This window comes from Butyrivibrio sp. INlla18, assembly GCF_900103635.1.
Classification (GTDB): Bacteria; Bacillota; Clostridia; order Lachnospirales; family Lachnospiraceae; genus Butyrivibrio.
In genome coordinates, this window is the sequence record NZ_FMXK01000016.1 from 1 (window position 1) to 25,345 (window position 25,345).

At 40.2% G+C, this 25,345-nt stretch carries 23 protein-coding genes and 1 tRNA gene; 18 read left to right on the forward strand and 6 right to left on the reverse strand.

The window, feature by feature from the left end; all coding sequences use genetic code 11:
- Positions 1-46 precede the first annotated feature (46 nt).
- The 3 genes from BLS24_RS11780 to BLS24_RS11790 all read right to left on the reverse strand — a co-directional run bounded on the left by BLS24_RS11780 (position 47) and on the right by BLS24_RS11790 (position 1,389).
- A complete protein-coding gene (locus tag BLS24_RS11780) occupies positions 47-556 on the reverse strand; it encodes a hypothetical protein (protein WP_091759327.1) in 510 nt (169 codons plus the stop codon).
- 214 nt (positions 557-770) lie between these two features.
- Entirely contained in the window at positions 771-1,148 is a 378-nt protein-coding gene (locus BLS24_RS11785; RefSeq protein ID WP_071177351.1) for a type II toxin-antitoxin system HicB family antitoxin, read from the reverse strand.
- Entirely contained in the window at positions 1,132-1,389 is a 258-nt protein-coding gene (locus BLS24_RS11790) for a type II toxin-antitoxin system HicA family toxin (RefSeq protein WP_091759330.1), read from the reverse strand. The genes BLS24_RS11785 and BLS24_RS11790 overlap by 17 nt, the downstream gene beginning before the upstream one ends.
- A gap of 162 nt (positions 1,390-1,551) precedes the next feature.
- On the opposite strand from BLS24_RS11790, the gene BLS24_RS11795 reads away from it, so the two are divergent.
- Positions 1,552-1,890 carry a helix-turn-helix domain-containing protein gene (locus BLS24_RS11795; RefSeq protein WP_091759332.1) on the forward strand — a complete coding sequence of 113 codons (339 nt, stop codon included), beginning with the start codon at positions 1,552-1,554 and terminating at the stop codon, positions 1,888-1,890.
- Positions 1,891-2,277: 387 nt separating this feature from the next.
- Here BLS24_RS11795 and BLS24_RS11805 read toward each other — a convergent pair.
- A tRNA-Arg gene (locus BLS24_RS11805) sits at positions 2,278-2,351 on the reverse strand.
- Between the two features lie 185 nt (positions 2,352-2,536).
- On the opposite strand from BLS24_RS11805, the gene BLS24_RS11810 reads away from it, so the two are divergent.
- From BLS24_RS11810 to BLS24_RS11845, 8 genes are all read left to right on the forward strand, one after another.
- On the forward strand, positions 2,537-2,962 hold the full coding sequence (locus BLS24_RS11810; protein WP_091759338.1) for a helix-turn-helix transcriptional regulator: 426 nt from the start codon (positions 2,537-2,539) through the stop codon (positions 2,960-2,962).
- 154 nt (positions 2,963-3,116) lie between these two features.
- On the forward strand, positions 3,117-3,461 hold the full coding sequence (locus BLS24_RS11815) for a phenylpyruvate tautomerase MIF-related protein (protein WP_071177347.1): 345 nt from the start codon (positions 3,117-3,119) through the stop codon (positions 3,459-3,461).
- 2 nt (positions 3,462-3,463) lie between these two features.
- Entirely contained in the window at positions 3,464-4,507 is a 1,044-nt protein-coding gene (locus tag BLS24_RS11820; RefSeq protein ID WP_091759478.1) for an extracellular solute-binding protein, read from the forward strand.
- A 2-nt stretch (positions 4,508-4,509) separates the two neighbouring features.
- Entirely contained in the window at positions 4,510-6,237 is a 1,728-nt protein-coding gene (locus BLS24_RS11825; RefSeq protein WP_091759341.1) for a sensor histidine kinase, read from the forward strand.
- Positions 6,234-6,998: a response regulator transcription factor gene (locus tag BLS24_RS11830; RefSeq protein WP_091759344.1), complete on the forward strand. Its 765-nt coding sequence runs from the start codon at positions 6,234-6,236 to the stop codon at positions 6,996-6,998. Before BLS24_RS11825 ends, BLS24_RS11830 begins: the two co-directional genes overlap by 4 nt.
- Positions 6,999-7,148: 150 nt before the next feature.
- Entirely contained in the window at positions 7,149-8,564 is a 1,416-nt protein-coding gene (locus tag BLS24_RS11835) for a hypothetical protein (RefSeq protein WP_091759348.1), read from the forward strand.
- A 61-nt stretch (positions 8,565-8,625) separates the two neighbouring features.
- The gene (locus BLS24_RS11840; RefSeq protein ID WP_072704127.1) at positions 8,626-10,452 is read left to right on the forward strand and encodes an ABC transporter permease; all 1,827 of its coding nucleotides are present in this window, start codon (positions 8,626-8,628) and stop codon (positions 10,450-10,452) included.
- 2 nt (positions 10,453-10,454) lie between these two features.
- Positions 10,455-12,104 (forward strand): ABC transporter ATP-binding protein, encoded by a 1,650-nt coding sequence (locus BLS24_RS11845; RefSeq protein WP_091759354.1) that lies wholly within the window; start codon positions 10,455-10,457, stop codon positions 12,102-12,104.
- On the opposite strand, the gene BLS24_RS11850 is transcribed toward BLS24_RS11845, so the two are convergent.
- Positions 12,105-12,977, reverse strand: a complete 873-nt coding sequence (locus BLS24_RS11850) for an AraC family transcriptional regulator (RefSeq protein ID WP_176764431.1) — start codon at positions 12,975-12,977, stop codon at positions 12,105-12,107. It abuts the gene before it with no gap.
- Positions 12,978-13,259: 282 nt separating this feature from the next.
- On the opposite strand from BLS24_RS11850, the gene BLS24_RS11855 reads away from it, so the two are divergent.
- The 6 genes from BLS24_RS11855 (at position 13,260) to BLS24_RS11880 (ending at position 20,290) form a co-directional block, all read left to right on the forward strand.
- Positions 13,260-14,165, forward strand: a complete 906-nt coding sequence (locus BLS24_RS11855) for an ABC transporter permease (protein WP_091759359.1) — start codon at positions 13,260-13,262, stop codon at positions 14,163-14,165.
- 16 nt (positions 14,166-14,181) lie between these two features.
- Positions 14,182-15,051: a carbohydrate ABC transporter permease gene (locus BLS24_RS11860; RefSeq protein ID WP_091759362.1), complete on the forward strand. Its 870-nt coding sequence runs from the start codon at positions 14,182-14,184 to the stop codon at positions 15,049-15,051.
- A 62-nt stretch (positions 15,052-15,113) separates the two neighbouring features.
- On the forward strand, positions 15,114-16,775 hold the full coding sequence (locus tag BLS24_RS11865) for an extracellular solute-binding protein (RefSeq protein ID WP_091759365.1): 1,662 nt from the start codon (positions 15,114-15,116) through the stop codon (positions 16,773-16,775).
- A gap of 62 nt (positions 16,776-16,837) precedes the next feature.
- Positions 16,838-17,923, forward strand: a complete 1,086-nt coding sequence (locus BLS24_RS11870) for a Gfo/Idh/MocA family protein (RefSeq protein WP_091759368.1) — start codon at positions 16,838-16,840, stop codon at positions 17,921-17,923.
- A 9-nt stretch (positions 17,924-17,932) separates the two neighbouring features.
- Entirely contained in the window at positions 17,933-19,099 is a 1,167-nt protein-coding gene (locus BLS24_RS11875; protein WP_091759371.1) for a Gfo/Idh/MocA family protein, read from the forward strand.
- A 9-nt stretch (positions 19,100-19,108) separates the two neighbouring features.
- The gene (locus tag BLS24_RS11880; protein WP_091759374.1) at positions 19,109-20,290 is read left to right on the forward strand and encodes a Gfo/Idh/MocA family protein; all 1,182 of its coding nucleotides are present in this window, start codon (positions 19,109-19,111) and stop codon (positions 20,288-20,290) included.
- Here the strand turns inward: BLS24_RS11880 and BLS24_RS11885 are convergent.
- Positions 20,281-21,150 carry a sensor domain-containing diguanylate cyclase gene (locus BLS24_RS11885; RefSeq protein ID WP_091759377.1) on the reverse strand — a complete coding sequence of 290 codons (870 nt, stop codon included), beginning with the start codon at positions 21,148-21,150 and terminating at the stop codon, positions 20,281-20,283. The two genes, BLS24_RS11880 and BLS24_RS11885, sit on opposite strands and share 10 nt — an antisense overlap.
- A gap of 205 nt (positions 21,151-21,355) precedes the next feature.
- Between BLS24_RS11885 and BLS24_RS11890 the strand changes: the two genes are divergently transcribed.
- From BLS24_RS11890 to BLS24_RS11900, 3 genes are read left to right on the forward strand one after another with little or no spacing between them, the layout of a single operon-like run.
- A complete protein-coding gene (locus BLS24_RS11890; protein ID WP_091759379.1) occupies positions 21,356-22,483 on the forward strand; it encodes an aldo/keto reductase in 1,128 nt (375 codons plus the stop codon).
- 19 nt (positions 22,484-22,502) lie between these two features.
- Entirely contained in the window at positions 22,503-23,534 is a 1,032-nt protein-coding gene (locus tag BLS24_RS11895) for a glycoside hydrolase family 43 protein (RefSeq protein WP_091759381.1), read from the forward strand.
- 7 nt (positions 23,535-23,541) lie between these two features.
- Complete coding sequence (locus BLS24_RS11900; RefSeq protein ID WP_242872288.1) at positions 23,542-25,299, forward strand: glycoside hydrolase; 1,758 nt, start codon at positions 23,542-23,544, stop codon at positions 25,297-25,299.
- Positions 25,300-25,345 lie beyond the last annotated feature (46 nt).

The window sequence follows — 25,345 nt, forward strand, 5'->3', positions numbered from 1 at the left end:
TTGTGCTCGCAAAGCCAGTAATATCAAGGATTTGCGGTAGTAACTGTTAACGCTTTATACCAGAGCCTTGGTATAATTTCGCGGGAGCGCAGGTTTTAGTTAAGAAAAATGAATAGTATTCTGGATGGCTAAGCCACAAATCCTTTAATTTTTTATGACATTTTTCCTGATTGACAATACCAAATATTAAACAATAATCGATTTTTAATGAGTGGGAACTCTCCGAACTTAATAAAGGAGCAAGGTAAGCTGTATAAAAATGTCGATCGACGTTAGAAAGATTATTATTAGAAAGAAAGCCTTCTATTTTATTTGCTGTAGCTAAATCAAACAAATTTATGATAGTTTTCTCATCAAGAGATACACTGTGGAATTGGTTGTCAAAAGAACTGACTTTATTATACTTATCAAGTTCGTCCATTTTACCGGAATCGATAATCCAACTAATAAATGCATCTCTAGTTTCTGGTAAAGATAAAATCTTTCTAATGAATTCTTTCTTACCAGAGACGTTATAATCTAAACCTTTATATATTATTTTTTCTTTTAAATTCATATTAATTCCTCTAGTTTTATTATTCCTCTTAAAACGTAGTAATGTGGATAAAAAACGAAATGTTTAAGAAAACAAGAAACAACTCTAGAATTGTTTAGAACCACGAGACGTTATTATAGATAAATCATTTTGGAATGTCAACGATTTTTTTATTACAAAAAAAGGAGCCTGAATTTTCAGACTCCTTAGAAAAGTATCAAATTAGTAGTGATAATTATTGGTAAGAACTAGGAGTATTTAATGCATCCCAACGAGAGAGAAGATAAACACAGTACTGATTCATGCTGATACCTTCTCGTTTAGAATTTTCTGCAAGTGATCTATGAAGACTTTTGGGAAGTCTTAATTTAAATTGACCAGAATATTTTTCTGAAACTAAGGGCTCACTAATGTCGATGTTTTCTTCTAAAGCAGCTTCAAACCAGGTTCTTTTTGCGTCAGAAGCATTCTTTATGGCTTCTTCTATTGTGTCACCTATAGTGATGCATCCTGGTAGTTCTGGAAAAGAAACAACGAATCCCCCTTCATCAGGGTCTTCAACTATTTCCATTTTGTATGGAAGTTTCATATAATCATCAATTGTTTTTTTCATCGATATCACCTTCTTCCAATACGACTTTCTTGACCATTTCGACGTAGATCTTTTTAATTGGTTTATGAACAGGAATAGTAATAGGGTTTTTACCAGGTTTCCTGAAAGTACAGTGACTACTGCCTTTTCTAGGAATGCTCATTACATATCCGTAAAATTCTAATACCTTTTGTAATTCTTCAAATCTTAAATCGGAAGATAAAGAAAGAATTTGATTTATTAGTTTGTCCCATTTAGACATGTATCCATCTCCATTTTAATTGGTGTCATATTTGGTGTCAAATACTAAGATAAGCATCATCTTTTTTGTAGCTTGCGCGCAATGTAGAAATGTAGTATTGTATAACCAATGGTTATTAAAGGATAAACTAACCAACGGTTATTGTCAAGAAGGGATTATAAAATGAGTTTTGATCCGAAAAGACTGATAATGGTTCGAGAAAAACTTGGAATAAATAAGGCAGAAGCTGCAAAAAGATTGAATATGTCAGCAATGGGATATGGAAGATATGAGAACGGACAACGCAATCCTTCATATCAGACTATCTGTTATATTGCGCAGGTATTTCATACTACGCCAGAGTATCTTTGTGGAGAGAGCAAAGAAGCATTTTCAGATATAGTCACTTTTAGAAAAAGTGATAATTCAGAGATGTATGCAATGATTGAATCAATGAGTAAGAATGAGAATTTAGCTGAGAAAATCATAGCTTATTATAAAAAACTGATGGAAAAAGAATAGGAATTTAACTACTTAAATTCACGCCCTTTTCCATGCATAAGTCATCATATCGATACCGGGCTCATTATTACGAAGTTTTTTTACTTCATCTATGCAGAAGCTTATTGTTTCTTCTATGTATTCGTCGGCCATTTCTTTTGTAAAAAAGAAGATGGGTTCTTCTTCAACAGGTTGGAAAAATGAGAGCATATCCTGCATAAGTCTATCTGTATCAAAAGAACTTACTTGATTTAGGGCTTCGTCCTTAAAGCCATTAGGCACAGTATTTAAAAAGCATTTTTCACCTTCCCCATTTCCTATATTTCAACTATCAAAATGGACCACTAACCCCGTCCCCTAGGTCCATTAAAATAAAAGGAGCCTGAATTTCAGACTCCTCAAAATCAATGTTCCCGATGCGATTCGAACGCACGACCTTCCGCTTAGGAGGCGGACGCTCTATCCTGCTGAGCTACGGAAACATGCAATCAGTATATTAGCATAAAGTATATGGTAAATCAAGAAAGTGCAATATCTTATTCCCTGAGATAAAGGTATAATATAAAGAAAAACTAGGAAAATTCGGAAGTAAACCAAAAGTAGAGTGACTTTTTATGGGGAATTATATACGCTAATCGTAAGACAGAACTTTATAGGAGGGAAAGCTATGAACGAAAAAGTAGGGGAAGTAATAAAGCGAAGACGTATTGAGTTGGGAATGACACAAAAAGAATTAGCAAGTAGCTTGTACGTTACAGACAAGGCGGTATCAAAATGGGAAAGAGGGATTTGTTATCCTGATGTTGAATTATTGCAAAGTATAGCGGATGCGTTAAAAATTTCTATCGAAGAGCTAACGGCTGCTAGATATCCCATTTTTGATTCAAGGAAAAAAACTAAGATGATGTTTAGAAAAGCAGTTATGCTACTTGTCCTGTACATCGCTATTGTAGTATTTGGCTACATATTTTTCTTTAGTGATCCAAGAGTATTATTTAACGTAAAGCGTTCAATTATATACGCAGCTATTATTGCATTTAATGTATTGTTTGTTTTTCTTTTTAGACTTCTGATGAAAAGAGAAATGGAATAATTATATACTTCCTATCCTATAAAAGCGTAGCGCGGAGGACTTAATTAAAGTCGTCCGTGCTTTTTTATGTAATGAATTTACCATCGGCAGACCTCTGTGATACACTATATTAAATACTTTAAATAGTGAAAAAAGTTATGGTGGGAGGAGCATTATGCCATTTATTAATTCAAAGATAAGCGTAAAGATTACAGAAGATCAGGAGAGAAAGCTAAAAGAAAAGCTTGGAAAAGCAATTGAGATAATTCCTGGAAAGAGCGAAAGCTGGCTCATGACAGGCTTCGAAGATGGATATCATCTGTATTTTAGAGGAGATAATTCTCAGCCAACAGCTTTCGTAGAAGTTATGGTATTTGGCGGGGCTAATCCAAGTGCGTTTGATAAGCTTACAGGAGAGATCACAAATATCTTTGGTGATGTTCTAGGAATTGCACCAGATCATATTTATGTTAAGTACACTCCAGCTGATAATTGGGGCTGGAATGGAAGTAATTTTTGATCATGGCGGGGGTTATAAAAAAACTAGGTTCGATCTTTTTAGCAGGAGCATTAGTGCTCCTGCTTTCGTCATGCCAAAATAGTCCAAGACAGGAAGAAATAGAAAACATTTCTCAGAAATATGCGGTACCCGAGGAAAATCAGCTCATTGTCTATACATCTCACAAAGAGGAAGTTTATCTTCCAATAATCAGAGAGTTCGAGAATAGGACAGGAATCTGGGTAGACGTTCACGCAGGCGGAACCGCGGAGATGATGCAGAAGGCAAAAGAGGCATCGGAAAACAGCCAGTGCGACATTATGTTTGGCGGCGGAATCGAAAGCTATGAAGCTCACAGTGACATGTTCCTTAGATATGTCTCAAGTGAAAAAGAGTATCTTGATGAAAATTACGTTTCCAAGGAAGGCTCATGGACTGCGTTTACAGAGCTTCCAATAGTCTTCATCTATAACAAAAAGCTAGTTTCTTCTTCAGAAGTGCCACGAACCTGGAAAAGTCTTTTTGACAGCAAATGGAAAGGCGAGATAGCCTTTGCAGATATGAGAAATTCAGGAACCAGCTACACCATAGTATCTACAATGGAGCAGTTATTTGGCGAGTCATATGAGACTCTTTTACCAAGGCTGTATGATCAGCTTGGAGGCGAGATATTAGATTCTTCAGGAGATGTAATTCCGGCAGTATCAGATGGAACCTACCTCATTGGCATTACCCTTGAGGAAACAGCCAAGAAGTATATAGCTAAAGGCTACAACATTTCTCTCATATATCCAAACGACGGCACCAGCGCAGTTCCAGATGGCGTTGCCATGTTAAAAAATGCGCCACATTCCTACAACGCAGGTAAATTCATAGATTTTGTGGTGGGCTATGATACCCAGAAATACGCAATGGAGAACTTCTACAGAAGACCAGTAAGGACTGATGTGGATCTTTTGCCAGCATATGGAAGCACCAAGCTCATTGATTTCGATGTCAAAAAGTCAGCCAGAGAAGAGGAAAAGATGCTCCTTCTTTGGGACGAGCTTAGAAAGACGGAGGACTAACTATGGGAATCATCAGACAGTCCTTCAAAAGGCAGCTCTTTGCAATCTTTCTGACAGTAACACTGATCCTTGTCATCATAGGCGGTGTCTTTACCATTCAGGGATTCCAGGCAAGACTCAAATACGACTATGAGAAAAAAGATATCGAGCAGAACACAGCTATTAATTCTCTTTTGCAGCGTGATATAGAGCTATCAGAAGAGACGCTGGACCTCATATCAAAAAGCGATATCATAAAAAATGCCCTTACACAGAGTAAGAATAGCTCACTTACTATCTACTCAGAGCTTTACAACGTATCAAGAAGAATAAGAGACTTTGCAACAGTGGATATCTATCAGGGTGACAGATGCGTGTTTAGTACCAGCACTAAATCCTTGTCCAATAAATTGCCACTCTATTATTCAGTTCTTGAAGAAGCCAAGAACAGCAAAGGCGAAGTCATCTATGCTCTAGATCCTACAGAGTCAACCAAGACTGGTGCAGATCTTTTGATAGCAAAACAGATAGTAGATGGAAATGTTCCAGCCTTTGCCATCGTCAGGATAGAGCAGACTGAAATAGAAAACCGACTTCGAAGCAACATAAATGCCAAAGATGGATTCATGTTAACAGACCAGTTCCTTAGGCCATTCTGCCTAATCGGAACGGCTGAAAATGGCAGTGAACTTAAAAGCATCCGTAGAAATCTCTTTGACGGACAAGCCTATAATTACAACATAGAAAACAATGTCTACATGAATGAGATAGGAAAGACTGGGCTTTTGAGCATATACGTTACGCCGCCAGCTCTGGGAGAATCCGCAGTTAAGGTTGGCTATCAGATCCTTACATTAGAAGCTCTTTTTAGTGTTATTGTCTGTCTCATCGTAGCTTCAAGACTAAGCGCATATTTTTCAAAGCCCATAAATACCATGGCCAGCGGAATGAAGCGCTTCAGAAAAGGTGACTTTGATGCCAAGATAGAACTCTCAAGAGAAGACGAGTTCGAACAGCTGGCAGTTGGCTTTAACAAGATGACAAGCCAGCTCAAGCAGACCATGGAAGAGCGAGTTGAGGCAGAGCGAACCATCAATGAGACCAGAATTGAAATGATGCAGGCCCAGCTCAATCCACACTTCCTGTACAACACACTAGATACCATTAAGTGGGTAGCTAAGGCTAATCACGTGCCAGAAGTTGCCACCATGTCAGCGTCCCTTGCAGGAATTCTTAGGACCAGTATTTCCGAGAGGCAGTTTTGCCCTTTGTCAAAAGAGCTAGAGCTTGTCCAGAACTACTGCGAGATCCAGAAGATCAGATTTGATGACAAGTTCGACCTTACAATAGATGTGCCAACTGAAGTAATGGACGCAGTTATTCCAAAGCTCATACTTCAGCCAATAGTAGAAAACGCCATCATTCACGGGATGGATGAAACCGAAAACGGTCATATCTATATAGCCGCTTGTAGAGATAATTCCGGAGAAAAAGACCTTTTGAAGATATCCGTTCAGGATGACGGTAAAGGCATAAGCGATGAAATGATGTTGGCGTTAAATAATGATGACGTTGAGACCTTAAAGGGACACCTGGGCCTTAACAACGTCAACACTATCATCAGACTTTATTATGGAAAAGAGTATGGAGTCATGGCATTTAGACCATCTCAGGGCGGAACAGTCATGATCATTACACTTCCATATTCAGAAAAAGAGCCAAAAAAGAAAGAAGAACGAGGGGAACAATGACTACTGTAATGATAGTAGACGATGAAAAATATGTACGGCTAGGTATTAAGGGAGAGACCGACTGGTCCCTTATAGGATGCGAAGTCGTGGGGGAAGCTTCAAACGGAGAAGAGGCTTTGGAGCTTGCAGATAAAGTAAGACCAGACCTTGTGATCTCCGACATCAGAATGCCCAAGATGGACGGAATAGAGCTTGCAGAGCAGCTTCGAGACAAGTACCCAAATACAAAAGTCATATTCCTTACTGCCTACAATGAATTTGAATATGCCAGAAAAGCCATAAGACTTGGGGTTTCAGATTATATCTTAAAGCCTTTCCAGGATGGTGAGCTCGAAGGCGTAATCCAAAGGCTTTTGCACCTTCATCCCAATGGAACTGCCCAGGAAGCAGAGCTAGAAAATGAGCTGATTCCAATCAAGAAAAAAGATGAAGTTTCAAACCGCTACGTTCAGGCAGCAATTGAATATATTGAAAACCACTATTCGGATGTGGACTTCAGCGTAGGAAATTTAGCAGAGGCTCTGAGCGTAAGTGAAGGTCATATCAGCAGACTTTTTAAATCAGAGACAGATAGCAGTATCAACAACTACCTTACTAAGTACAGGATCAAAAAAGCCTTGGATTACCTCAAGGATATGAATGTAAAAGTGTATGAAGTAGCAGATAAAGTAGGCTATCAGGACATTGCCTATTTCTCAAATACTTTCAAAAAGCTTGTGGGAAGAACGCCATCAGAATATCAAAATAAGGGACTTGAGTAATAAATTGTCAAAAAATTACAAATAATATCAGATTTGTCTTCTCAAAAAAATTATAAAAGAAATCTAAAATGAAACCATAAAGCAAAGAACTGCTTGTGGTTTCTTTTTTATGGGAAAAGGGCACAAGCTAATGTAAAAGGAGGATAAAAGGTGAAAAAGAAAGTATTATCAACAATCTTAACATTCACAATGGTTGTATCCGCTCTTGCAGGTTGCGGAAGCGCAGCTTCTAACCAGGGTGCAGGAACAGATGCGCAGCCAGCTGGCACAGATAATGCAGCACAGACAACAGAGAAGGCTGAAACTGAAGAGGCTGCTCCAGCAGCTGAGCTTACAGGAATCGATGCTATCATTGCTGAAGCTGAGACAATGTCAATGGAAGAGCTTGCTAAGAAGGCTATCGAAGAGTCAAACGGCAAGACATTCTACGGCGTAGGTAATAGTAGCCGTGGTAAGTCAGCACTTCCATTATTCATCGAGTACTTACAGACAATCGATCCATCTTACACAATGGAATTTGAGTGGCAGCAGCCAAAGAACAACAAGATCTTTGAGCAGCTCACATCTGATTCACTTAAGAGCGAAGGCACATTTGCTATGACTCTTATCCAGGATGGTAACCAGATCCAGACAAAGATGGTAGATACAGACATCTTAAAGACATACGTACCTAAGGAATGGGCAGAAGCAAACGGAACAACACCTGATGCTTACACAGGATTCCTTCCACTTCAGACACTTAATAAAGTTTTCATGTACAACAATACAGGCAGCGCAGAGTTTAACAACTGCTGGGATTTCGTATATGAAGGATCACATCCTCTTTTCATGGGTGTTGACTCTGAGATCGTAGGAAAGAACTTCCTCATGATGCTCACAGAAGATAAGTATGCTACATGGCTCAAGGAAGCTTATGACAAGCTTGATGATACCAAGAAAGCATATTTTGAGCCTGTGATCAAAGAGATGCAGACAGATGCAAACGACCTTGGTCTTGGCGCAAACGGTGCTTACGCACTTGCATGGATCAAGCTTTGGGTTAACAACTACAACGAGCAGACAGACGATGGCCCTATCTGCAACACACTTGTAGATGCATCTGCAACAGATCAATCAGGTCTTTTAGTATACAGTAAGCTTCGTTCAGTAGAAGAGTCAGCTTCTGTATCAGTTAACAACATCAACGTAGCAGCATATCAGGATGGCTACACAGGAATCGGTGGATATGGATATTGCCATTACCTCTTCCTTACCAAGAACAGCCCACTTCCTTGGACAGCATGCGCATTCATCGCTTTCATGACATGCACAGAGCAGGGATTTGAAGCTTGGGGTAAAGACATGGGTGGCTACTCAGCAAATCCTAACGTTGCAAAAGAGATTGAGGACACATTCCATCACTCACAGGGTGGCGGAGATGAGTTCCCAGCAAAGAACGACAGAGGATATGACTGGTGGACAACAGATGGTGAGCTAGTACTTGAAGATCCTGCATACTGCTCAGAAGTATCATTCACAGTTGGTAGCTGGATCGACGTTCTTGATCACTATGCTCCAGGAGAATAATTAACAACACTTCGGATGCCGCCTGCGGGCGGCATCCTTTAAAAAAGGGGACGAAACTAAAATGAATGCAATCGCAAAACCAGACAAAAGTGCGATTTTCAAAAATAAGGTAAAGACATGGTTTTCCCAACCTCAGAATATAATACTTTTGCTGTTTGGGATTGTTTTAACCTTTAGTACAGTCGCACCTATCGTAGCTATAGTAAAAGATACTTTTGCTATACATCCAGGTACAATCGACCAGCACTTAACTGGAAGAGTAAATGGTTATTCAGTAGTAAACTACACAGATCTTTTCACAAGTAAGTTAGCAAAGACCAATCTTTGGACACCGCTTCTTAATACTGTGATCTTATCTGTGCTTACATGCTTTATATCAATTCTTTTTGGTGGTCTGTTCGCATTTCTTGTAACAAGAACAGACATGAAGTTTAAGAAATACTTAAGTTCTATCTTCATTTTTCCTTATATCATGCCACAGTGGACATTAGCCGTTGTTTGGCAGCATATGTTTTATTCAAACAAAGTGACAGGAACTTCAGATGGACTTCTTGCAGCAATATTTAACATCTATTTTCCTCACTGGTGGTGCCAGGGAGTATTCCCAAGTGCGGTAGTTCTGGGACTTCACTATGCACCATTTGCTTACATCCTCATTGGAGGAATCTTCAAGAATATGGACGCTAACCTCGAGGAGGCAGCCACAATTCTTGATACACCAAAGTGGAAGATAATGTTCAAGGTAACACTTCCTATGATCAAGCCAGCGATCCTTTCAACAATCCTTTTGGTATTTGGATCAGCTATGGGAAGCTACCCAGTACCACATTATCTGAATCTCACAACTCTTTCTACCAAGTACATTTCAATGAACAGTAAGTACACTGGTGAAGCTAGTATATTGGCGATCATCATGATGGTATTTGGCGTACTGATCCTTGGAATGAACCAGATGAGTTTAAAGAGCCGCAAGAACTATACAACGGTTACTGGTAAATCAGGACAGCTCACAAAGCTCTCAATTGGTAAGGTAGGCAAGTATCTTGTAGGAATCATCTTCATGATCATCACATTCTTTACAAGTATCTGGCCAATTCTCCTCTTTGCATTAGAGACATTCCTTCCAAACCCAGGAGATTACAGCTTCCTTTATTCAGGAAATCTTGCTCATCTCACAACAAAATGGTGGGTTACAAACGAAAACATTACAGAAAACGGAATGTATGGACAGGCCGGAATCCTGTACAACAAGACCATTTGGCATGCCTTCTTTGGAACATTGTTCCTGGCAGTTGTCTGTGCGCTGATAGCTGGAACCATTGGTACACTTATCGGATACGCAGTTGCTAAAAAGAGAAGGAATAAGTGGGCAAACTATGTAAACAACGTAGCATTCCTTCCTTACCTCATGCCATCAATCGCAGTTGGAGCAGCATTCTTTATCCTCTTCTCCAACGAGCATATCAATCTGTTTAATACATATACACTTCTGATAATCGCAGGTGTAGTAAAATACATACCTTTCGCTTCAAGAAGTTCACTAAATTCAATGCTTCAGATCAGTAACGAGCTTGAAGAAGCAGCAATTATCATGAATACATCATGGGTAAAGAGAATGACAAGGATCATTATTCCAATCCAGAAGTCATCAATCATAAGTGGATATCTTCTTCCATTTATGACCTGCCTTAGAGAATTATCATTGTTCCTTCTTCTCTGTACACAGGGCTTTATCCTTTCAACAACACTTGACTACTTCGATGAGATGGGACTTTACGCATTCTCAAGTGCTATCAACCTCATCCTCATCGTAACAATTCTTGTATTTAATACTTTGGTAAACAAGCTCACAGGCGCAAGCCTTGACAGCGGCATAGGAGGAAAGTAATCATGCCTGAAATTATTTTAGAGAACATAACTAAACGTTGGGGAAAGTTTTTTGGTGTAGATAATGTTAGCCTTAACATCCCAAATAACTCATTTATTACACTTCTTGGACCTTCAGGCTGTGGTAAGACAACAATCCTTAGAATGATCGCAGGCCTTGAGACTCCAACAGAAGGAAAGATCACAATTGGAGACAAAGTAGTATTTGATTCAAATGCAGGAATCAACGTTCCGGCCAACAAGCGTAAGGTTGGCTTCCTTTTCCAGAACTACGCACTTTGGCCAAACATGACAGTTTATGAGAACATCTCTTTTGGTCTTAAAAATATCCACGAAGAGATGCCAGTACTTGATCCAGAGGCAAAGCAGACAGGGGATATCGTAAGAGCCCTTGCCAATGGAACCAAGATAAAAGAGATAGTAGAAGAGTGCCGTGACAAGAATGGTAAGCTCGATGAGAATAAGGCTCACATCAAACTCATCGACAACTACAATCTTTCAATCTATTCAGCAAAAGAGCTGTTTAACTTAGGTATTCATTCTTCTTCTGATCCAGACAAGGTTGCAAAGGCAAAGCTTGCTGAGTACGAAGAAAAGCTTGCAGGAATCAAGGAAAAGTACGCGAGAGAAGGAAAAGAACTTAGCAGCAAGTACCATGTACTTAAAAATGGTAACGAAATACTTGAAACAAGAAAGCTCACAAAGGAAGAGATTGATTCAAGAGTCAGAGCATGTTCAAGAATAGTTAAGATCGGAATGTTCATGGATAGGTATCCAGCAGAGCTTTCTGGTGGACAGCAGCAGAGAGTAGCTATTGCCAGAACTCTTGCTCCAGAGCCACAGGTTCTTTTCATGGACGAACCATTGTCAAACCTTGATGCCAAGCTCAGACTTGAGATGAGATACGAGCTTCAGAGACTCCACGTTGAGACTGGAAGCACATTTGTATATGTAACACATGATCAGATGGAAGCTATGACACTGGCTACAAGAATCTGTCTTGTAAACAACGGTGTTCTTCAGCAGTACGCAGCTCCACTTGATGTTTATTCAAGACCAGCAAACCTTTTCGTTGCTGACTTTGTAGGTAATCCATCTATGAACTTTGTGGATGCTAAGGGAGCACAGGCAGCAGACGGCAGTGTTGAGCTTAATATCCTTGATGGCGTAAAGGCAAAGTTTGTGCCAAACGAGCCACTTAAGATCTCAGAGTGGAGAGCAGAAAGAGACAAGGAAGAAGCTGACAAGAAAGAATTTGAGCGCCAGAGACTTATGAAGAAAGGCGCAGTAGAAAAGAGTAACAAGGACGAAGTGTTCAAATACCACGTTCAGAAGGTTGAGGAACAGGATGAAAGCCTTATGGATGAGCCTGTTATCACAGATGCAGATTTCGTTCTTGGTATCAGACCAGAAGCTATCGACATCGAGCCAGCTGGCAAGATAAACACCAAGATCTACGGCGCAATGCCTACTGGTATGGAGTCAACACTTAAGCTTAAGGTTGGAGAATTCCTCCTTACCAGCGTAATCTTTGGTAATTCAATCTACCTCATTGGCCAGGACGCCAACATCGATATCAAGGGAAAAGATATTCTGCTCTTTGATAGACGTTCAGGTAAGCTGATCTCAGGTGGTACATTAGAGATTCAGTAATTACTTGATATCACGGGTTGCCATTTGAAGCTGCTTTGGAGACTTTCCGACCTGTTTGGAAAAAGTTCTCGAAAAATTGGAGTAGTTGTTGAACCCGGACATATAGCAAACATCACTAGGTGAATAGCCCTCCTGCAATAACCTGCAGGCTAGGGCTATTTTTTTTGCGATTATATACTGCTGAATAGAAAGACCAGAAAACTTTTTTACACATCTGGAAATGTAGGTTCCGTTGTGATGAATCGCCTTCTCTAAAACAGATAGGCTAAGATCCTCAGTTAAGTGGGCATCAATATATTCAAAGGTTCTGCTGACGATATCAGGAAGAACGTCAGGGGAGTCAACAAGTGGGGAGTCGGCATATTTTGAAGTGATCTTTACCATTATGAGCTTTAGGTAGGCATCAACTAGAATATCAGAGCCCACCACAGGATGTTCAATATTCTTTTGCAGTTCTACTGCGTATTTATGGATGGTCTCAATGTCGTCATCTTCAAGATGAATCGTGTGAAGGGACTTATCATCTTCGTCGTAGGGCTCAAAGCACTGACTAAGATCCATCTTCTTGGAGGAAGCCTTTTTAAGGATCTCATCAGATACATTTATGACTATACGGTCATACTTGTCAGCGGTAATGATGTCAGCTGTATGAAAAAGATATCGTGGAATAAAGCCCACATCACCTCTTTTTATGACCTTTCCAGAAAACTCTGTATAAAGACTAAGCTCACCGTCTAGCATGATCAGGATTTCATGGATAAAGTGGTTGTGCATATCATCAGTATAGTCAAAGGGTGCGTCTATAGATTTGACTTCACATTGAATCTCTCTGTTAATGGCCAAGTGTTTTTTACAAACCTGATGTCCGGTCATACGAATTCTCCTTATCACAATTATAGATATAGAATACGTCTTAATCCCATCAAACACAATATGTATACATTGCACAAAATGACCTCGCTTTTTTGTTGAAAATAGAGATTTACGCAATAAAAACCTAAAAAATAAGAAATATGGGCAATAACACATAAACGTTTAAGTCATTTGACGCAAAAAAATTATACGGACAAGTGTAAGAAACGTAATTTCGTCAGTGCTATAGTTTTTCCAACAGGGATCCTTACAGCAAGAAACAAAAATGGGGTGGCACAAAAAATGAGGAAAACACTTAAGAAGGTATGGAACTATAAGTGGATATACGTGATGTTAGTACCAGTAATTACGTACTACATACTGTTTAAGTATATCCCGATGTACGGAATCACTATTGCGTTCAAGGACTACAACGTGTTTAAGGGGATCACAGCAAGTCCATGGTGCGGATTTGAAGTCTTTCAAAAGATCTTCAAGAGCAAGAATTTCTGGAATGCTATCAGAAATACATTAGTCCTGAACTTTGCAACACTCTTTGTAAGCTTTCCGCTTACGATAATAGTTTCTCTGATGCTCAATGAAGTCAGGAACAAGCATTTTAAGAGAATCACGCAATCAGTTCTCTATCTGCCACACTTTATTTCATGGGTAGTAGTTGCTGGAATAGCAACAAATCTCTTTTCCATGACAAACGGAAGTATTAACAGAGCCATAGAGAACATGGGAGGAAGTCCAATACCATTTATGAGCGATCATATCTGGTGGATCTTCACATACGTGGTATGTAACGTATGGAAAGAGATTGGATGGGGAACGATCATCTATCTAGCAGCCCTTACAGGTGTTGATGAAACCCTTTATGAAGCTGCTTATCTGGATGGAGCTACTGAGTTCCAGCGTCTTATCTACATCACACTTCCTGCGATCAAATCAGTAATAGTTACAATGCTGATCCTTCAGATATCCAAGATGATGTCTATTGGACTTGATGCACCGCTTCTACTTGGAAACAAAAAGGTATTAGAGGTATCTGAAGTTGTAAGTACCTATACTTACAGGATAGGTATTGAGAAAGCTAAGTACAGCGATTCAACAGCTATTGGTCTATTCCAGTCTGTGATCAACATCATTATCCTTTTTGTCGCTGATAAGTTCGCCAAGGCGATAGGCGAAGACGGAATTATTTAACGGGAGGACAGATTAGATGAAGACAAAAAAGATAACAGCGGGACTTATAGTAAATGACATTCTGTTAGCGCTCCTAGCTTTCATATGTATTTACCCATTTCTTAATGTACTTGCATATTCAGTCAGTGGCTACAATGCAGTGCTTTCAGGAAGAGTAACTTTTTATCCAATTGATTTTAATATTGATGCCTACAAACAGATCCTTGGTAAGACTCAGATCTGGATGGCAATGAGAAATACAGTATTTATCACTGTTGCAGGAACAGCACTTAGCCTTGTTCTTACTATACTTGCAGCCTTTTCACTTTCAAGAAAAGACCTGCCTGGAAGAAGTTTTTTTACAGCCTTCATCCTTTTTACCATGTACTTTAGTGGTGGAATGATACCTACATTCCTTACAGTAAAGAGCCTCGGGCTTTTTGATACATCCTTTGCGCTGTTTGTACCACAGTCGATCAACGTATTTAACTTCATTGTAATGAGGACGTTTTTTAAGAATATCCCAGAAAGTTTGGAAGAGGCAGCAAGAATTGATGGTGCTTCTTACATGAAGGTACTAAATAAGATCATTCTTCCTTTGTCAGTACCTATCATTGCAACCATGGGACTCTTTTATGCAGTAGGTTACTGGAACACCTACTTCGATGCACTTATCTATATTCAGAAGCCAGAGCTATATACATTGCAGCTCAGATTACGAAGCCTTCTGTTTGGTGAAGAGCTTAATAACTCAAATGCCAATGCAGAGGGTATCGGAACTCAGGTAATGAGCCAGTCCCTCAAGATGGCAACAGTAGCAGTATCAACAATACCAATCCTTATCATCTACCCATGGCTTCAGAAGTACTTCGTCAAAGGTGTAATGGTGGGTTCGGTTAAAGGCTAAGAGCAGAACATCCTAATAAAGGGAGTTCATATAAAAAATTTTCTTATCTTAAGGAGGAAAATATGAAGAAGAGGGTTATTTCAATTCTTATGGCAGCAGCAACAACAGTTTCGCTGCTTGCAGGTTGTGGTAGTACGCAGCCAGCAGATTCTGGCGCAACACAGGATGCACAGAAAGAAGAAACACAGTCAGCTGACAGTGGGGATGCAGCTGAGGCCACATCTGATCAGCCAAGTAAGTATCAGACAACTTATGGATCAAAGCAGTTCGATAATGTAACGATCACAGTTGAACTCTTTGACAGAAGTAATGCACCAGATGGCTCAACAATTACAGACAACAAGTGGACCAAGTATGTAAATGAGCAGATGAACAAGGTTGGTATCAATGTTGAGTTTGTTCCAGTTCCAAGATGGGATGAAGTAACAAAGATGCAGGCTATGGTGGCTTCTCAGACAGCACCAGATCTCACACTTACTTATACATATGCTTACGCTGAAGATTACTTTAATCAGGGCGGAACATGGGATCTTTCAGAGTTTGTAGATGGAGCAGATCAGGCTCTTAATATGAAGAAATATCTTGGCACAGATGTAATTGATATTGGAAGAAAAGAAAGTGGTGAGCTCTACGGTATCGTAGCAAAGAGAGCTACAACAGCAAAGAGTAACTACTTCATCAGAAAAGACTGGCTTGATAAGCTTGGTCTTGGTATTCCTACAAACCCAGATGAGCTCTACACAGCTCTTGATAAGATGGTTCATGAGAATCCAGACGGAATGAAAGGTGTTTCAGGCGCTATTATCTGGAACGGTTGGAATTTAAAGCAGGTATTTTCAAAGATCGCAAATGATCCTGTAAAGGTTAATATCTGTGGCGGTGGAGAAGATGTTATTCAGGATTACTATGATCCAGGTATGTATGACTACTATCAGTACCTCAACAAGCTCTATAACGCAGGAATCCTTCATCAGGAGTACTACAACCTTGCTGAGGATGATTTCAAGAGTGAGATCGTAACAGGTAACCTTGGATTCTGCGAATACAGTGTAAATGGTAACGTTGATGTACTTCGTGGATCTCTTTTAAAAACCCTTAAAGAGAATGTGAGTGATGCAGATTTCGTTTCTATTCCTCAGTTCAAGAATGTGAACGATGGAAATGTTTATTCAGCAGCATATGGAGCAGGTGGACTTATCGCATTCTGCCCTAAGACAGCAAGCGAAGAAGTAGTAGAAGCATGCATGACATACCTTGACTGGATGTGTACAGAAGAGGGCGGATTTGTCCTCTATCACGGATTTGAAGGCGAGCATTACAGCATGACTGACGGTGTTCCTGTAGTTAAGGATGCTGAGTACAACTCACAGGATAAAGACTGGATCAGAACTGATATCTTCATCGTAGGTAATCAGGGATACTTCGAGACAGTTGAGGACTTCAATAAGTGCACATCTAAGGAAGCTCCTGGCTTTGAGGACTACGTAATTCAGAACTATGAATATGCTCTTGAAGGAACACTTAATCATGACGCTTCTTACACATCTCCTTCAACAGCAGACCTCATTACAGATTTAAACATTGCAAAGGATGACTATCAGGTTAAGATGATCACTTGCGCACCAGAAGAGTTCGATGACATGTACAACGAATACATGGATGAGCTTAAGGATATTGGAATCGACACAATCATTCAGGAGAGAGAAGAGTACTACAACAAATAACATATTCTTTGGGGAAACAGAGTTTTCTGTTTCCCCATATTCAAAAGAAAAGGTAAATAGCTATGGATAAAAAAGATGGAATGAATTATGCACCAAAGGGAAAGCCAGCTCCGGTTGTAAATAAGGGAGAGTTTGTAATTGCAGCGATAGCACTTGATCATGGACATATTTATGGAATGTGTAATGGACTTGTAGAAGCTGGTGCGACACTTAAGTGGGTATATGACAAAGACATTAGGAAAGCAGAGGCGTTCCAGAAAGCATATCCTGAAGTAAAGATAGCTTCTTCAGAAGAAGAGATACTAAATGATCCAGAAGTTAAGCTCGTTTGCGGAGCAGCTGAAACTTGGAAGAGATGTGAGCTTGGAATAAGAGTAATGGAGCATGGCAAGGACTATTTCACCGATAAAGCGCCACTTACTACTTTAGAACAGCTTGAGAAGGCAAAAGAGACTGTGGCAAAGACTGGTAAAAAATACATGGTCTACTACAGTGAGAGAATACACGTTGAGTCTGCAGTTTTTGCAGGTCAGCTCATTGAGGAAGGAGCCATTGGAACTCCTATTCATGTAGATGGATTTGGACCACACAGAGTAGGTGATCCTAAAGGAAGACCAGATTGGTTTTTTGAAAAAGAAAAATATGGAGGAATCCTATGTGATATAGGTTCCCATCAGATAGAGCAGTTTTTATTCTACTGCGGAGCAAAGGATGGACATGTTGAATATAGTGAAGTAGGAAATTATGGTCATCCAGATTATCCTGAGCTTGAGGATTTTGGTGATGCAATGATCGTTGGTGACAATGGAACAAGCCAGCATTTCAGGGTTGACTGGTTTACACCAGATGGACTTTCAACCTGGGGAGATGGCAGAACCTTCATCCTTGGAACAGAAGGCTATATTGAACTTAGAAAGTACGTAAATGTTGGCACAGGTGATGGAACAACTGACCACGTATTTCTTGTTAACAAAGATGGTGAGCAGCACTTTGAAGTAAATGGCAAAGTTGGATTCCCATTCTTTGGACAGCTCATTTTGGACTGTATCAACAGAACTGAAAATGCCATGACACAGGATCACGCATTTAAGGCAGCAGAGCTGTGCGTAAAAGCAGAGCTTCAGGCAAAGAGATTAACTGATAATTAAGGAGAGACCATGATAAATATAGCGATAGTTGGAACCGGTAGTATTTCAAATCTGCATATACAGGGCATATTAGAGTTTCCAGATAGATGTAAGATCGTAGCTCTCTGTGATATATACCCAGAAAAAGCAGAGGCAATGATCGAAAAATATAATCTTGGAAGTGACGTAGCTGTCTTTGCTGATCACAAGAGCATGCTTGAGTCTGATGTAAAGATTGATATGGTTCATGTCTGCACACCACCATATGTACATTCATCGATCAGTATTGACTGCATGGATGCAGGTTTAAATGTACTTGTAGAAAAGCCAATGGCAGCAAGTCTTGAAGAGTGCGACGAAATGCTTGAAGCAGAAAAGAGGAATGGCGTCACTCTTGGAGTTATTGCTCAGAACAGATTTAGAAATGGAGTGTACAAGTTAAAGAAGCTTGCAGCATCTGGCCTTGCCGGAAAAGTATGCCTTGCAAGAGTAGACTCTAATTGGTGGAGAGCTCATTGTTATTATGACCTTTGGTGGAGAGGAACCTGGGAAAAAGAAGGAGGCGGACCAACTCTTAATCATGCTGTTCATCACATTGATATGCTGAACTGGATCGAGGAGCGCTCTCCAATTGAAGCGACAGCAGTGCTTACAAATGTTATGCATGATAACGCAGAGGTTGAGGACCTTTCTCTTGCTTGTCTTAAATATGAAGATGGTTCTGTAGCAGAGGTGCTTGCCTCTGTCATAAGCCATGGCGAAGAGCAGGGAATCACTCTTCAGTGTGCTGACGCCAAGATTTCTATGCCTTGGGATCTCAAAGCAGAAATTGGTATGGAAAACGGATTCTATAAAGATGGCGGTAATAAGGAACTTATTGAGAAGATAAATAAGTTTTATGATGAGATTCCAGATCTTAAATATGAGGGACATACAGGAGAAATCGATAACTATCTCACTGCTCTTGAAACTGGAACAAGGCCTCTCATAACAGGAGAAGATGGCAAAAGAACTATCGAAGTGATCACAGCTATTTATGTAGCTGGCTTTGAGAAAAAGACCATTAGTCTTCCTATCGGTAAGGATTCAAAGTATTACAAAAAAGGCGGAATCAAGGATAACGCCATCCACTTCTATGAAAAGAAAGCTTCAGTAGAGAATTTCACTGAACAGAAGATATCAGTAGGAAAATATTAAGGAAAAGATATGATTAGATTTGGCATTGTTGGAATTGGAAATATGGGTAGCGCTCATGCTATGGCTCTTTTCAGAAAAAAGGTTAAACACGCCATGCTCACATGTGTGGCTGATACAGATGAAGAAAAGAGAAATTGGGCTGATCAAAAATTCAAAGGCAAAGTGAAAGTGTTTGAAGACTACAAAGAAATGTATTCTTCAGGTTTGATAGACGCTGTGATAATCGCAACGCCCCATTATTTTCATCCAGAGATGGCAAGCGAAGCCTTTAAAAGTGGACTTCATGTTTTAGTAGAAAAGCCAGCAGGAGTTGATGCCAAGTCAGTAGAGATAATGAATGCAGATGCACATAATAGTGGCAAGGCTTTTGGCATAATGTTCAATCAAAGGACAAGCAAGCTTTTTAGCACACTTAAATATTATCTGGACATTGGGGTGCTGGGAGATATCAAAAGATTTAGCTGGATCATCAGCAATTGGTATAGGACCCAGGCTTATTACGAGTCTTCTGGATGGCGAGCTACCTGGAATGGAGAAGGAGGCGGCGTACTGCTCAATCAGGCGCCTCACAATCTGGATATCTGGCAATGGATGATGGGAATGCCTGATATGCTGGTGGCTTTTTGCCATGAAGGCTTATTCCATGATGTGGATGTAGAGGACGACGCTACAATTTATGCTGAGTACAAAAATGGGGCAACAGCAACATTTATCACGTCTACAGGTGAATATCCCGGAACCAACAGATTAGAGATAAGTGGAACCAAGGGTAAAGCAGTTGCAGAGTATGGAAAGCTAAAGCTCTTTTTACTTAAAGAGGATGAAAGAGAGCTATGCTATAACTCTCAGGAAGCAATGCCCACAGAAGAGGCGACCGAGATAGAGCTTGATCTTAAGGATGAAGAAGATGGTCACATCCTGATAATGAGGAATTTTACTGAGCATATTGAGAAGGGAATACCTCTTATAGCACCTGGTGAAGAGGGTATAAACAGCCTAAGAATCAGTAATGCAGCATATCTTTCATCTTGGAAAAATGTGCCAGTTAATCTTCCGGTGGGAGAAGAAGAGTATGCAGAAGCTCTCTGCAAAAAAAGAGTATTAGAAAGAAAAAGAAAGCCCGAAAAACCCAGGCTTTCTGCAAAAATCGACAATGGAAAATATAGTAAGAGATGGACTGTTCAGTGGTGATCTTTACGTAGTTTTTTCATTTCATACATTCGTTTATCGGCTAGTTCGATAAGCAGCGTAACTGAAGTAGTCTCTGAATATTGTGCATGTCCTATGGAGCCATGGATAGTAACCTTGGCTCCTTCTATATTTCTAGGAGCTTCTAAAGCTCTGATGAGTCTTTTTTCTATGAGCTGAACCTCCTTTTCATCCTGAAGCTGATGGAGGATAACAAATTCATCTCCGCCGTAACGGAAGAGAACGCAGTTGTCTGCTGATGCAAAGACCAGGCTCTTGGTTACAGATTTAAGGACAAGGTTACCATACTCGTGTCCATATTCATCATTAACAGCTTTGAATCCATCAAGGTCTATCATATATAAAACAAAATCTGTGTGATTTTGTTTGTACTGTTCTTCGTACTGAACGATTATGTCAGAATAGGCCCTTCTGTTAAAGATTCCCGTAAGTTCATCAGTTCTTGAAAGACTTGCAAGCCAGTCTTTTTCTGCAAGCTCATCTGTGACATCCATAAAATAGCCTATAAGGCCGACAATCTTGCCGTCTGAATATAAAGGCTTTTTGGAAGCCCTGATATTACGGACCATGCCCTTAACAATGCACTGTCCAGGAACGTTACTAATGGTTTCGCCATTGTTGATTACTTTAAGCTCGATATTTTTAAATGGCGTTGGATCGATGTGCCATCCCATGTCTTCATCAGTTTTTCCGATGATCTCATTAACTGATGAAAGACCGTAGTAATCAAGAAACATTTGATTGGCACCGAGAAATCGCCGGTCTTTGTCTTTCCAGAAAACACCAGCGGGAATAAGAGTTAATAGGTTGTCAAAAAGATCTGCGTTAGAAATTTTTGCCATAGAAAACCCTGCCACAAATTAATTAAATTTAGTATATATATATTCTATCATTCATAAAACTCTTGTGCCATAGATTGAGAACAATAGATGACAAAAATGTGGCTTTTTATGACAAGAAATGAGCTATATCCAAGTTTCCTAATATGCTAGAATAATATTGTATATGTAGGAGTATGCGTATTTTACAGTGTTCGGAGGGCAAGCGATGGACAATTCTTTTCCACAGATCAAAACATTTTTTGGTTTTGGATGTATGAGACTTCCAATGATCGGAAGCGAAGTAGATATTGAGCAGTTCAAGGAAATGACTGACTACTTTATCGAGAACGGATTTAACTATTTTGACACAGCACACGGCTATATTGATGGCAAGTCAGAGCTTGCAATAAAAGAGGCTCTTACAAAGAGATACTCAAGAGATAAGTATCTTTTAACAGATAAGCTCACAGAGTCTTTCTTTAACAGCGAAGAGGACATCAGGCCATTCTTCCAGAGTCAGCTTGATGCCTGTGGTGTTGAGTATTTTGATTTTTATCTGATGCATGCGCAGAACGCAGTGAACTTTGAAAAGTTTAAAAAGTGCAATGCCTATGAGACCGCCTTTAAGTTAAAAGAAGAAGGTAAGATCAAGCATGTAGGTCTTTCATTCCATGATAAGGCAGAGGTTTTAGATAATATCCTTACAACATATCCTCAGATTGAGATCGTTCAGATCCAGTTCAACTATGTTGATTACGACGATCCATCTGTTCAGAGCAAGAAGGTTTATGATGTCTGCAGAAAGCATAATAAGCCAATAATCGTAATGGAGCCTGTTAAGGGTGGAAGCCTTGTTAATCTTCCAGAAAAGGCACAGCAGATCTTTAATGAGTTAAACGCAGGTCTTTCAAACGCAAGCTATGCGATTCGTTTTGCAGCAAGCCAGGAAGGAATCAGACTTGTTCTTTCTGGTATGAGCGATATGGCTCAGATGAAGGATAATGTTTCTTACATGAAGGATTTCAAGCCTCTTTCAGAGACTGAGATGGGAGCAGTAGCAAGAGTAACAGCTATATTCAAGGGTCTTGATATGATCCCATGTACAGCTTGTCACTACTGTGTAGAAGAGAACCACTGCCCAATGGCTATCAAGATTCCTGAGATCTTTGCTTGCTACAACAGAAAGAAGATCTTTAATGATTGGAATCAGAATATGTATTACGGCAGGATCACGTCTGAAGGCTCTGGTAAAGCCAGTGATTGTATCCAGTGCGGCGGCTGTGAAAATGTATGTCCTCAGCATCTAGAGATCAGAGAGCTTTTAAAGACTGCGGTAGCAGAATTTGAAAAATAAGACAGGATGATATTTACTAATGGCATTTATAGTTAATGAAGGTTCTAAAGAATACCCATATAGCATAAGGGATGTGCATATAAGTGATCCCTTCATTTTGGCAGATGACAAAACTGGTCTGTATTACACATACGTCCAGTTTGTTGATGCCAATCTTTTTCCTGAGCTCAAGAAGGACGAAGCCTGCTTTTATGTGCTTAAGTCAAAGGATCTGATCAATTGGTCCGTTCCAAAGGTGTGTTTTGAGAAAAAGACCTTTTGGGCTGATAAAGACTATTGGGCTCCAGAGGTTCATATGTGGAAGGGAAGATATTATCTGATATCTTCCTTTAGAGCAGAGGGTAAGTTAAGGGGCTGCCAGGCCCTTGTTTCCGATTCACCGGAAGGCCCCTTTACTCCAGTAGGGAATAAGCCAATCACACCTGAAGGATGGCAGTGCCTTGACGGAACTTTATTTGTTGATGATGAAGGCCAGCCATGGCTTGTATTTTGTCATGAGTGGATGCAGGTTTACGACGGACAGATATGTGCAGTTAAGCTAAGTGATGATCTAAGTGAAATGATCTCAGAGCCGGAAATCTTGTTCAGGGCTTCAGATGCACCATGGAGAGGAAATGCTACAGCAGACGGCGGACTGGTAACAGACGGGCCATTCTTGTATAGGCTCCCGGGAGGAATGCTTATCATGCTATGGTCAAGCTTTTCCGAAAGAGGTGGATACACAGTAGGATACTGCCGCTCAGCAAGTGGTACTATTCATGGTCCATGGCTTCAGGAAGAGATACCTCTTTTTGCTCTTGATGGCGGACATGCCATGCTCTTTAGGAGCTTTGGCGGGGAACTTATGATGTCCCTTCATTGTCCCAATATCCATGAGAAAAAAAGGATCTTGATATTCGAAATGGATGATTCAAATAATAAGCTGTCTATAAAGAACGAAATAACCGGAAACTGGTATAATGGGGCGGGTGGAAGCGCTCAAAATTGGAGATATAATGTTCCTTACGGGGATGAACATGTCTTTTCCAAAAATCCAGTAAAGGAAGAGTGAGATAGGGATGAAGAAAAAAACAGGTAAGATCATATCAGTGGGCGTAGCAGCGGCTATGCTCACTTATATTGTTTCGGGGTGCGGAAATAGCACAGAGGAAAATGGCGCTGGTACTGAAAGTATAAGCGAAGTAAGTGAAGAAAATAATGTATCGGAGAGTTATGAAAACATGGAAATTTCTAAGACAGTAAAGCTGTCATTATCTGACGCGCAAAAGTTTAATGACACAAACGGTGATGGCTACGGAGAGTTTCAGGGATGGGGAACATCCCTTTGCTGGTGGGCTAATAGAGTAGGCTACAGTGAAGAACTTACAGCTCAGACAGCAGAAGCTTTTTTTGATCTGGAAAAAGGTCTTGGCATGAACATTGGCCGCTATAATGTAGGCGGCGGCGATAACGTAACTGATGAGAGTGCTCCTTTTTATCATGAGCCACATATTAAGAGATCAGATTCTGTAGTTCCTGGCTACTGCGTAGATGTAACAAAGATCGATCTTAGTAACAATTCAAAGGATTACTATGTGGATAACTTTGCCAGAGTTGACTTTGATTGTGGATATGCATGGAACTATGATTGGGACGCAGATACAAATCAGATGAATGTCTTAAAGGCAGCAGCTGATGCGGCAAAAGATGAATTCATTGCCGAGGCATTTTCCAATTCACCACCATACTTCATGACTGTCAGCGGCTGTAGTTCAGGAGGAGAGGATCCTTCTGTTGATAACTTAAGAGAGGATTCATACACGGCTTTTGCCTGCTACATGGCGGATGTGATCGAGCACTGGATGCAGGAAGGTGTTATCACATTCCAGAGTGTTGATCCAATGAATGAGCCTGCAACCAGCTACTGGGGAGCTCACAGTGAGAAGCAGGAAGGGTGCCATTTCTCACAGGGTGAGTCTCAGAGTAGGATCCTTACAGCACTTAATGCAGAGCTTCAGAACAAGGGAATCGACATGATCATCTGCGGAACTGATGAGACAAGCATTGAAGCTGCTATCATGTCTTACAAGTCTCTTTCTGAGGAGGCAAAAGAGGTTGTAGATAGAATTGATACACATGCCTATGAAGGAACTCAGCGTGACATGCTCAAAAAGACAGCAGAAGATGCTGGCAAGAATCTCTGGATGAGTGAAGTTGACGGAACATATTCTATTGGCAAAAAAGATACAGGAATGCAGGCAGCTCTTGGCTATTCAGAGCAGATCATAAAGGATCTCAACGGCCTCATGCCTACAGCCTGGATCATGTGGGATGCAGTAGATGTTCATGTAGATTCAAAAAATGAGTTTGATACCTGCACAAGGCAGCAGGCTGATGAGATAGTATCTACAGGAACACCTTTCTGGGGAATTGCCATTGCAGATCACGATTCAAAAGAGCTGCTCCTTACCAAGAAGTACTATGCCTTTGGACAGTTCACTAAGTTCATCAGACCAGGCTACACTTTAGTTGGAGTTGATGATAAAGCCAATACAGTGGTAGCTGCTTACGATCCAGAAAACGAGAAGGTTGTAATTGTAGCAATGAATACCAACGTAGATGACGTTAAGTGGGAATTCGACCTCTCAGACTTCTACGAAGCAGGAGAAGATATTGGCATCGTAGCAACCAGAACTAGCGGCACTATGGCTGATGGCGAGAACTGGGCAGACGTAACCGACAAAGTTGCAATGAGTTTTGGCGAAGACAAGGCAACATTTTCTGCTGTTCTTAAGGGAAGTTCCATTACTACATTTGAGATTGATAAGTGGTATTAAGTTCGAAATAAAAAAGACATCATAACAAAAAAATGTTAATATAAAA